The organism is Anabaena sp. WFMT (assembly GCF_051781005.1).
GTDB lineage: Bacteria > Cyanobacteriota > Cyanobacteriia > Cyanobacteriales > Nostocaceae > Anabaena.
On record NZ_JBPWOA010000017.1, the window covers coordinates 213,821 to 225,996 of the forward strand.

5 protein-coding genes are annotated in these 12,176 nt (G+C 40.6%); all 5 read right to left on the reverse strand.

The window, feature by feature from the left end; genetic code table 11:
• Positions 1–13 precede the first annotated feature (13 nt).
• Positions 14–3,163: a nuclear transport factor 2 family protein gene (locus ACSQ6I_RS09820; RefSeq protein WP_438890156.1), complete on the reverse strand. Its 3,150-nt coding sequence runs from the start codon at positions 3,161–3,163 to the stop codon at positions 14–16.
• 17 nt (positions 3,164–3,180) lie between these two features.
• Positions 3,181–4,737: an EthD domain-containing protein gene (locus ACSQ6I_RS09825; RefSeq protein ID WP_438890157.1), complete on the reverse strand. Its 1,557-nt coding sequence runs from the start codon at positions 4,735–4,737 to the stop codon at positions 3,181–3,183.
• Positions 4,738–5,108: 371 nt separating this feature from the next.
• The gene (locus ACSQ6I_RS09830) at positions 5,109–5,450 is read right to left on the reverse strand and encodes a carboxymuconolactone decarboxylase family protein (protein WP_438890158.1); all 342 of its coding nucleotides are present in this window, start codon (positions 5,448–5,450) and stop codon (positions 5,109–5,111) included.
• A 472-nt stretch (positions 5,451–5,922) separates the two neighbouring features.
• Positions 5,923–7,644: an iron uptake porin gene (locus ACSQ6I_RS09835; RefSeq protein WP_438890159.1), complete on the reverse strand. Its 1,722-nt coding sequence runs from the start codon at positions 7,642–7,644 to the stop codon at positions 5,923–5,925.
• Between the two features lie 110 nt (positions 7,645–7,754).
• Positions 7,755–12,041: a DUF4114 domain-containing protein gene (locus tag ACSQ6I_RS09840; RefSeq protein ID WP_438890160.1), complete on the reverse strand. Its 4,287-nt coding sequence runs from the start codon at positions 12,039–12,041 to the stop codon at positions 7,755–7,757.
• Positions 12,042–12,176 lie beyond the last annotated feature (135 nt).

Consider the following 12,176-nt stretch of genomic DNA (forward strand, 5'->3'; position numbering starts at 1 on the left):
AAATTATTTCAGTTCAGTTTTGCCACGGGGTCATATCTGCATAAACCCGCCATTCATTGACCTTATTTCCCCGCATCCGATATATATCGCAACAGGCTACTACTACGTGTTTCTTACTGCCCACCATTTCATATTTAGCGTCCATTTCTATGGTGATGATGTCTGGTTCTATCCAGATTTTCCGGGCATCGTGACCATAAAACTTAGCGGTAGTTTTAAAGGTGTGTTTAAAGAAGTCTACAACTGCATTTGGTCCATACATTGGCTCACCTGAACCTACTTTATAAAACAGGTCATCTGTCAGGTAAGTTTTGACTTTTTCCCAATCTTCAGCCATGATTGCTGCTGATAGTTCACCAACTGCTGTTAATTGTGCTGAGGAAGCGGGGGTATTTTCAGCACCGATAGGCCATTTTGGTCCAGCAATTGACCATTTGGGAACAAATCCTTGGGATACTCTTTCTTTACCTTCAGGATGTTCAGCAAAATGTCTCCTCATTGTGTCGGGAGGAAGCATTTTCTGTCCTTTGCTAACTGTCAACACAGAAGCAGATTGAGGTACAAAGATTGTGGGATTAAAGACGGGATTCACATCCATGAAAATCCGCAGTTCGCTGAATTTATCCCCTTCAACTCGAAAGATGTCACTACAAGGAAGTGATATGACTGAGCCATCTTTACGCCAATAGAGGACATCCATTTCGACAAAGACGACATTTCCGACTTCCCAAATCATTTTGATTTCGTGGTAAACCGCATCAATTTGACTGAAGAAAGCATCGGCTGACTTTTTGATAGCTTCTTTATTCAAACAGACATCGAAGTTACCAAATTGATAAACTGGTGTGTCGGTAAAGAAAGTAATGAAACCTTCGGAATCAAAAGCTTCTCCTCTGGAGAATAATCGCTTTACTAAGTCTGTATTGGTGCCGGGGAATTTTTTGGACATGGAGATAGTTCCATTATTGGTTGCTTTTAAATTGCCAGAGGTGTGATTTTGCATCTGGGCAATTTGAGGATGTTTGCCGTTTCCTGTGTGATTGAAGTTGGTAACTATTGCTTCTGGAAATGTAAATGTAGTGCCGTTGGCTTGGTTATATTCTGCCATTCCTTGTTGGAAGCTGGTTTTAACTTTACGGGTAACTTGGTTAAATTCCAATTGTTCCCCATTTGGTCCTTTGCAGTAGAACAAAGACCAACCTTCCATTGGGTCATGACTCCAGTCTATTTCTGGTTCACCCGCTGCTAAAGACTCTGGTTCATTCCAAAATTTAAAAGAATTATATCTGAGTGCAACTTCTCTTCTTTCGGCTTCAGATTTGACGTTAACAACTCGGTTACAAACGACGTTTGTCATTCCCCGCTTGTGACATTCTGCTTCTAACATATTGGCAAAAACATTCAAGTCAACGCCTTCTTTAACGTTGAAGGAAATGTGCATGGCATTGATTTTGCCAATGTGAGAAGAACTGCTGGGAACTGAAGCATGAGAGGCATTAGGTTTACCCGCTTCGCGGAAGTAGATTAGTTCTACCGCAGTGTTACCAAAGGAAATAAATTTGACATCTAATGCGTCTTCTTTGCCGCTTCTCAGTTGGGGAATAGGCAGGTTTTTCGGTTCTATACCTTTAGCGATCGCATCTAGTTCTTCTTGTTGAAAAAGAGTATTTTGAATGACATCACCCACTAACTCATTTTCACCGACTACTAATTTCCCTCCTAATACTTCTGTGTAAAATTCGAGGGATTGACTCATGTCATGAACTGTCACACCAACGTGTTGAACGCCTTGCAACAAATGACCTAAACCAGAAGTAGCTAAGGCGCTATTTTTTAGATCAGTTTGACCATTATTGATTAAACCTTTTCCGTTAGTTTGCGCCCCAACCATCAAGGACAAAATATCATCTTTGATTTGATTAGTCGCACCAATTTTATTAATCAATTCTGCTACTTTGGCACTGCGTTGACCAGCGAGGGTCATCTGAGCATCGTAAACAAATGTATAAGCTGTTCTTTCAGGAAATGGTTGGATTTGTTTAATGTATTTAGCTGCATCTTTTACTGCTGTTAAATACTCAGCAGATGCAAAAAATTTCTCTCTTTCCAAATGATTAGCAAAGGCAATTTCATAAGCTGCATGATATTGCTTTTCTGCTGGTTCATAATGACCAACTCCTGCTGCATCTGGACGAGAATTATCTACTGCTTCAAATAGATGCAATCGGAATTTAAGGACGGAATCACTACTGCTAACTTTGGGGGCAAAAGTTTCTGTTAAATAACGACGAAAAGCTTCTGTACTTGCGCCATTGGCTTTTTTCACCATGACGTGAAATTTGATTACACCTGTTTCACCGTTGGGATCACCGGTGGGAATTCTATCTACATAAGTAATCGAATTCCCAGGACTGCTGTTGTAACCGATGGCTTTACGAAATAGGTTGTGTTCATCATCCATCAGAATGGCAGAAGCTGTGAACCATGTCTGACGATCTGCAACACTTGCAAATGTTAATTCTGCAATGCCATCGAAGTTATCTTCTGAGTCCCAGGTGTAGTCTAAGCCGGGAATATCGGGACAGAAGCCACCTTGGTTATGAGCTACATGAAACTGCCAATATTGATATTGTCCAGGTAATCTGGCACAAACTGGCCCGTGTACGTCTTTCCAATAGTTATCAAAAAGCTCTAAAGAGATTCCTTGTCTTTTCCAAAGGAGTACATAAAAGGCTACTTTTCCTTTTTGATCCCGTGCTGAATAATCGGCTGTTATTGCCTTTTGATTCGTTGTCAGCATTTCTGCTATCCTTGGTGTGCTATTGACATGATCCAAAATCAAATTCAGGTTAGCAAAGCAAGCAGCGACTTTATTAAATCCCGCATAAACACAGAGGAACAACAGCAGTTCTTCAATTTCTGCGCGGGTTGCGCCTTGCTGGAGAGCCATTTTTACATGAGCAGCGAAGGGGTTTCCAGGACCTCTATGATCCTGATTGACAACATCAATGGCGATGGTAATCAGAGCCTTAGTTTTTTGATCAATTAACGGTAAACCCCAAGCTTCACCTGCTACCCGAATGACAAAATCACCAAACTTAGGATTAATTTGTTTTAAACCCTGTTGCAGTTCAGGGTCATCCAAAACCGCGTTTTTGTACACTCGCTCCTGTTCCATTATTAAGCGGTGGTAATCAAGGTCAATAATTCCTGAGCCGCAAAAACATCACGATAGAAAGTTAGTTGTTCAGTCTTCAAATAGCAAGCACCACGATGACCACGACGCACCCAAGTTACATTACCTTTGGCAAGAGTTTCGTTGGTTTCATCATCCACACACTTCCATTCAAAGTAAGTATGTTCACCAAAAAACATGACAATAGGCCAGCACATTGTCACTCCTGGTTGAGCAATTAATGCCCACCAATGTTTTTCTCTTTCTTTTTGTTGTTCTAACCCTTGGTATGGTCCATCCTGACAAAAATAAACTAGATCATCACGATATTCTCCAGTTAAAATATCGCCTCTTCCTTGTCTTAAGGCTTCACAATGGGTAGGCCACCAATCTCTGTTTTCTTGTTCAATTTGCGCGAGGGTGTAATAAGGACCAATTTCTGGGAGTTTTGGTTCTTTCATGGCAACAATTCTTTCTGCATCCTCGATCAGTTTTTTAGCTACATAAGGAGTCACTAAACCGGGGCGAGAATAATCTGCTGATAAGCCAGTATAATAATTTGTTCTCTTTTTCGTTGCTTTTGGTTGACTTTGGCTGGCTTGGGAAGAAGAAAATCCGTTAGTTTGTTGACTGTAAAGAGTTTGATTTAGCATGAGAGATTCTATGTCTTCTTGAAGTTGATTAACTGCGCCAATTTCGGTGATCAGTTCTGCTACTGAGGAACTGCGTTGACCAGCGAGGGTCATCTGAGCATTGTAAACAAATGTATAAGCTGTTCTTTCAGGAAATGGTTGGATTTGTTTAATGTATTTAGCTGCATCTTTTACTGCTGTTAAATACTCAGCAGATGCAAAAAATTTCTCTCTTTCCAAATGATTAGCAAAGGCAATTTCATAAGCTGCATGATATTGCTTTTCTGCTGGTTCATAATGACCAACTCCTGCTGCATCTGGACGAGAATTATCTACTGCTTCAAATAGATGCAATCGGAATTTAAGGACGGAATCACTACTGCTAACTTTGGGGGCAAAAGTTTCTGTTAAATAACGACGAAAAGCTTCTGTACTTGCGCCATTGGCTTTTTTCACCATGACGTGAAATTTGATTACACCTGTTTCACCGTTGGGATCACCGGTGGGAATTCTATCTACATAAGTAATCGAATTCCCAGGACTGCTGTTGTAACCGATGGCTTTACGAAATAGGTTGTGTTCATCATCCATCAGAATGGCAGAAGCTGTGAACCATGTCTGACGATCTGCAACACTTGCAAATGTTAATTCTGCAATGCCATCGAAGTTATCTTCTGAGTCCCAGGTGTAGTCTAAGCCGGGAATATCGGGACAGAAGCCACCTTGGTTATGAGCTACATGAAACTGCCAATATTGATATTGTCCAGGTAATCTGGCACAAACTGGCCCGTGTACGTCTTTCCAATAGTTATCAAAAAGCTCTAAAGAGATTCCTTGTCTTTTCCAAAGGAGTACATAAAAGGCTACTTTTCCTTTTTGATCCCGTGCTGAATAATCGGCTGTTATTGCGTTATTAATTACTGAAAGCATTATTGCTGTCCTTTTTCCACCATGACTTAATTTTTGTTGATGTTACTTTGATGAAAATAAAGACTCAATCAAACTTGAGGACAATCAAGATTTTTAAATCAAGCGATCGCCTATATTGTTGCAGGTTTATTATCTACCATCTGGATAGAGGTAGAAGGTCTGCAAAATATTATTCAGCGACAAGGTTCAACTTGTTTAATGCAATTGTCTCAAATTTACAATAACTTGGAGTGTCTGTTCCTTTAGCTCACTTTATCTTTATAGAAAAACGGGAGTTGATTTTTCTGTAAATATGCGTATTACCGTACCTCAGTAATTTCACTTTTTCAACTACAAATCAAGATTAGTAGATTCCGGAATCACACCCAAAATTATTTTCCCAAGATTTCATTTAAAGCGCCAAAGCAACCTGCTACTTTATTAAATCCTGCATAAGCACAAAGGAACAACAAAAGTTCTTCAATTTCTTCACGAGTTGCACCCTGCTTGAGAGCCATATTAACGTGAGCGCCAAAAGGGCTTCCTGGTCCTGCTTGTCCTTGGTTGACTACATCCACCGCAATTGTAATCAGGGCTTTGGTTTTTTGGTCAATTAATGGTAGTCCCCAAGCTTCACCTGCTACTCGCGTGACAAAATCACCAAATTTGGGATTTATCTGTTTTAAACCCTCTTGAAGTTCTAAATCATCTAAAACGGCATTTTCATACTTCATAGCTTGATTTTTCCTTCATTATCTTGGTATTTATCAACTATGTAACTATTAAGAGTTACAATCATTCTTTTGTAGTCAGAAATCAAGATTTGTTACCCCCATCAGGATTTCTACTGGATTTTGAGTTTTATTTTCAAGTTAGGTCTGACCTTTAGCCAATATACAGCATAAACTCAAAACATTAGAATTTCGTTTCCTCTATCAATATGTATATTTACTACCATAGATTGGCATGAGTTTATTTTCCCTAACTAGGATTTTAATAACTTTTTACATAGACGAAATATCAAGTTTCAATGATTGAACCAGATATACGTATTTGGTAGTTAATGTCAATCTGTCAGTAGAAGTTAATTTGATGCATAAATTTAGATTAATTTAACATTCAAGATTAAAGTTACACTAATCTAGATAGATCACTGACTTCTGTGAGAAGTTGGTGATCTTGGTTGAGCTACTGATAAGGAAGTAGCTAAAAGTTGAAGGTTGTTCTCACCCCACCAATAACAATGTCTTCGTTATCAGCATCCTGATTAGGCGCTGTAATCCAGATGAGAGAGGGAGTAATTGAGAGATTGTTTGTAATCTGATGTCTGTAATATGCTTCTAGATGTAATGATGTATCTTTTTTAAATTGCTGATAAGGTAGGTTACTTCTCACATCTGTCAAGGTAGGTTCCATCCCCACAATTAAACCGCCCTGATTTCCTTGTTTAAACAAATCAGGAAAAGCGGCTTGAACCGAATAGGTCCAGATATCAGCATCACCTTTACCAATGAGCCTAGCTTGGATTAAATTAGCCCAACCACCAATTAGCACCTTGGGAGTGATGGCGAAGTAGCCACCAACTTGATAAGAATTGGTAATCACGGCAGAAGCTTCATCAAATAACACACCCTGATCATCAAAGCGATTTGCTAAAGCAGTACCAACAAAACCATTCTCTCTAAAACTTTGACCATTGTTAAAGCCAAAATTACCAGGACTAAAGTAGCCATGCTGGTATAAGAGTTGTAAAAACAGTCTTGGATTGGGATTATAGTTAATCTGTCCAGCAGCGACATAATCTCCGTTGAATAAACCGCCGACGTTGGAGTCATTACCAAAAGTTGACAAGTAAGTCAAAGTTAGCACTGTGGAGTCTACAATTTTGTAACTAGCAGAAACGCCAGATCCAGCGCCGACTAGATAAATAGGGGGTGCTTCAGCAAAGGAACTTACAGGACCACGACCAATACTATAATAAGGGGCAAATTTAGCCAGTAACACAGGACTAAAGCGATAGCGATTAGCAGCAACAACATCTATAACTAGCTTCTCACCAATGGGAAATTGATATTCCAAACCTAGTATTCTGACGCTGCTAAAACTATCACCGGAACCAGTGGTATCGCTGGCACCTTCTCTGGTAGAACCCACATCTCTGCCATTGTTGTTGGCGGTGAGTGCAGGAAATTCACTGCTGGTAGCGCCAATGCCGGTAAACAGCAAATCTTTACCTGTGAAGCTAGTAAGCAACCCCAGGAAGAGGTTGTATTGCATATTAGCTTGAGGATTACCGTCACCGGAGAAATAGGCATTGGTTTGAACTCTTAAGTTACCAAATAGTTTAGTGGTGGTAGAGAACTGATTTCCAGCTATTTCGGTGGTTTTAGCCTCTAATGTATCTACACGACCACGTAGGGTTGCTAGTTCAGCGGAGAAATCTTGTTGCAAGCGCTGCAAAGAAATCAAATCTGGTTGGGTGACAAGATCACTGGTGGCTGTGGCAATTAATTCGTTGATTCGATCTAAACAAGCATTTAAACCTGCGGCAAATTCATAACGGGTGATGGCGCGATTTCCACGGAATGTGCCGTTGGGATATCCTGCAATACAACCATAGCGTTCAACTAGGGATTGTAAAGCCTGAAAAGCCCAGTCTGTGGGTTGAACATCAGAAAACTGAGCGACACTATTAATCTGTGCCATGCTTTCATCGGCGCTACTGTGATTTTGATCCAGATCAGGGTTAACAGTAGAGGACTTATCTAGCAGATGTTCAATTGAACTGCTGGGGGTAGTTGATTCGGATATGGATGAATTATCTGTTAATACTGTCTGAGCAGAAGCAAGGCTACTGATGAATGATGAAGTAGCGATCGCTCCTACTATTACCATTGGACTAGCGAGTAATTTTATTAATGCCAACATTTTCTTGATCTCACACCACGTACTAAAAACAATTTTTATCAAACAGAATTCAGCAGTCAGTAGGGGCGAACGGAGGTTCGGTTCGCCCGCACTAAAATTAGAACAGGCTTTTAAGCCACATTGACATTGATTTGCACAATGACATCATTGTAATCTCTGTCACTTTCACCATTTGGTAAATCTTCAAAGCCGAAGATGTTATTGCCTAGTAGACGAATATGATCCGCTTGACCAGGGTTAGCGCCTAAGAATGGGAAGTAAACTGCGGGAATGTTGGTCGAATTTCCTAACACTGCCTCTGGTGTGCCATTAGCAATAATAAATGGTGCAAAGATTGAGCCTTTGGCGAAGGTTCCTTGGTAAGTTGCTTGCTCTTGGTTGTTGACAGTTAGACGTATATCTCGTAGGTATAAGTTAACAGCAGCTTGGAGATAGCCTGCATCACCAGGGGCAAAATCGGCTTGACCATCATTGTTGATATCAATTTTCCCTTGTGCATCTAAGATGGGATAAAAACCGATAAAGTTGTTAAATGCTGCTTCTCGGTAGACCTTAAACTCAGCCGTGACATCAGTGGTAGCAGTTCTAAAATCAAGAATTTCTCCTGCCAAGTCGCTTTGGAAACTTGTACCCTGAATTGAAGTTTCACTGGTGGCTTTAATTTTGACTTTAAAGTTACTGTTGGCAGATTTATCTTGCCATTTGAGAGAAAACTCCCCACCTGTTAAAGCTTCAATTTCTTGGTATGTTTCGGAAAATAAAACTTCGGTTTTCGATGTGAATCCAGATGATACTGAGTCTAAAGTACTGTTGTTAACGAGTAAGAATCTCACTTTCACACCAGCGTCAAATTCTAACAGGCTGGATAAACCATTGTTCTGAAAACCTGTCGGCAAATTGGCAAGGGATGAGAAAATAACTTTGGCTCGTGCTAAAGCGGCTTCTGTGTAACCAGATGCTCCAGGAGCTATGCCGTTAATATTGCCATCATTACCATCAACAAAAAATACAGCTATTTCGCTGACGAAACTAGAACTGTATTCTTCAAGGGTGACTTTTAATTTGACTTTGCCGTTACTGCCACCTTTGATGGTGAAAATATCCTGGTTATTTTCTTTGGTGATTTCCGTAACTGATTGGTTATTGGCTTCACCAAAGGTTAATGATTCAGGTTTGTTTTCGGCTCCCAAGTGAATAATTTCATATTCACCATTTTCTTTGCGGGTAAAGAGAACTGGTTCACCCTTGGGTAAACCGGGAAGATCGGCAAAACTTCCTAGAATTTCTTGGGTGTTACCAGCGGAGGTTAATGATACATCAAGACGAAGTTCTTCTTCATCAGAGCTACTTTGATGACCTCCACCATGACCTTCACCATGACCTCCACCCATATAGGTGAATACCTGAATTTGCTCATAACCATCAGGTTTATCACCCTTAGCAATTGTAGTCAGGTTGGCATTATTGGTTTGAACTGGGAAGCCGTTGGGTTCATCTGGTCTTTGGAGAACATAACCAGATGTGACATCTATTTCACCTGTGTAGTTAGCACCGTAGGGTTGGAAAACTTGAGATAGCAGTGCTGTGTCATGTGCTGTGTCTTTGCCAACTAAGCTGCCTTTTTCCTGAATTAAGATACCGTCGTAGACTTCTACTAAGCCGGTGCCACCACTACCCTGTGCAACAATGATGTCGTCATAGTTATCACCGTTAATATCACCAACTGCGAGGTTGATTTTACCTGTGAAGTCTTCGTGATGAAAGCCGCTAATACGACTCATCAGATGAAAATCTTTACCGCTATAAATTTCAATGATTGATGCGATGCCACCACCTAAACCGACAACTATATCGGCGAAGCCGTCACCATCTATGTCACCGGATGCTACTGATGCGATGTGGTCAATGGATGCGGTGATATTTTGGAAAGGATTGAATTCTGTGATTAATAGGGCGGCGTTTTCTGCGTCTGTAACTTCGTCAGTGCCTGCTTCTTGCTTGTGAATTAGTGATTCACCATCAAAGACTTTAACAGTGAATTTATCATTAGTATTGTTTACAGATTTCTGGATGGTGATGATGTCTGTAACATTATCAGTAACGTTCTTGTTTTCATCTGTGTCGAGGGTTTTGTAATTGACATCAGCGATCGCAATATCAATTCCCTGGGTAAAGTTTTGACCATAAGGTGTGAGAGTAATGCTTTCTTCATAGTTGTTAGCTCTAAACAACTCTAATTGTCCTTGAGCATCCTCATCAACCCCCAATCCTAACCAAGTATCTTCTGTATTAAGGATGACTCGGAGAACAGCCATCATCCCGGCATCTTCATGGAAAAGAATGTGGCAGTGATTGACATAGCTGCCAGGAAAATCCTCAAAACTCATCACGATTTTGATTTCTGATGCTTTACCTGTACCAGGGGCATCGACAAAACTATTGAATGGTGTACCGTAGGGATTCTCTAGAGTCGCAGTTCCATCTACATACGCTGGTGGTAGGGTAATGATGTCGCTTAAAACACCCGCTAGGTAGGTTTGTTTGATATCTTCTACATCAAATCCATTGATTGTGAGAACAGCAAAGTCATTTTGATGAATGTGGAATGGATGCCATTCTGATAAAGGAATATTTGGTAGGGGAATATCAGTACCCGGTATGGTCTCACCATCAAAGTCGGGATTTGGTAATCCGGATCTATTGATAATATTCCAAATTTCCCTTGTTCCCAACATGGGCATTGCCAGTGGGGGCATACTCTCGCCAGGCTGTGTGGAATAATATTCCCCGTTGATGGTATATGTGCCTTCAAAGGTTGCTACTTCCGTATCACTGGGAAAATTGCCAGCCAGGATCGCACCACCTACGTTTGCATCCCATGTAAAAGTTCTGACACGATTTACATCTCCATTTTTAGCTGCTTCTATGATTTCATTAATCTTTTCACTTTCTTCAACTAAAACGTCATAGACTTCAGGAAAGGGAGGTAAAACCGCTACTTCATCACCTGTGACTTCAACAGTGGTTAAAACTTGAGATCCCCAAATTAAGTGTCCATCATTGAAGCCTTTACCATTACCAATTAAAACGGATACGTCTTCTTCTGCCAGAATTTCTTCTGTACCGTTGGAAAGAAAGTAGTATTTACCTGGTTTGGTAAAAGCGTGTTGAATGGCGACTCTAGCACCCGGACTGAGGATGGGAAACTCTGTGATTTCTCTTCTGGAACTCTCTACTATACCGCTGGCGTTACCATCGACAGATACTAAGGTAACTTTTTCAGGGGTGAGATGACCATTTTCATCTTCATGTACCAACTGTAAGATATGGAATGTGTTGATACTCATATTGGCGAATGTGAAGAGACTCCATTCACCTGTTTGCACATCTATTGTGGGGTTGTATTGTCCATTAACGGTGTGAATAACGTTTTCTACTGGCTCTGATAAACCAGCACTTCCATATGCAGTAGGGTTTTCTGGGTTATAGCCTGCCGGTTTAGCATTGTAACCTCCAAAAACTGCATCAGAAAGCTCATAAGCTCCATTTTTTATTTCCAAGGGTGTACCAGCTGGAACTTTTATTCCATCTGGACTTTGGTTTAAGGGATCATCATCGCTGGCATCTCTTAGTTGTTGCTGAATCCCAAAGGTATTAATTGATAGGGTATAGATTGGCGCTTTTGTAGGGTCAAATTTGTCTAAATCTGGCAGATCATATGGAGGGTTAATTGCTATAAGACCGCCTAAACCGGAAGCTACTTGCTCACTGGTGATTCCGTGTAGGTGGGGATGATACCAGTCATATCCGATCGCATGATTATCTGGTAACTTGATTGATATCTCTCTAGTATCTCCAGAAGCAAGACTGACAACGACGTTATCTCCTGCTCCTAGAGGTGAAACGTGTAGTCCATGTGTATGTAGGTTGGTGACTTGTTCTGGCGCAGTTGGAGCAACTGAGCCAGGTTTTAAGTTATTTTTGAGTGTAATTTTTATTGTGTCACCGGGATCTGCAACTAGTAATGGCCCAGGAATTAGACCATTGTAAGCCCTCAAAAATTCGTAGGCTGTTTTCTCGTCGTTTAGCCAGGGGATGTATCCATCACCTGCCTGTATGATACCAAATCCTTCAATCTCCACCTCGCTTAGATACTGCATATCTAAGGTGACTTCTAGGACTTCATCTGCGCCCCAACTGGAATAATAGATGCCATTGGCTCCTGCTTCTTTGGACTGACCATTTTGATGATCTAGTTGCCATTGTTTAAAGGGATCTTTGAAAACTACTTTCTCTTGATGTTGGGGTAAAACTTTTAAGTAACCTGAAGCATCATAACCTTCACTCCAAGCATGAAAATTATCAGCACCAATAATGTATGCGTTCTCTATAGCCATGATGAAAATGCCTCCAATGTCACAAAAATTAGTTGAAAATGGTTATTTCTGTACTTACTTATTCTGCTGCTAGAGATTGGTATTACAGCCTCACATTTTTCTGACAGTCGTTTTCATGTATTTAGACCACATCTT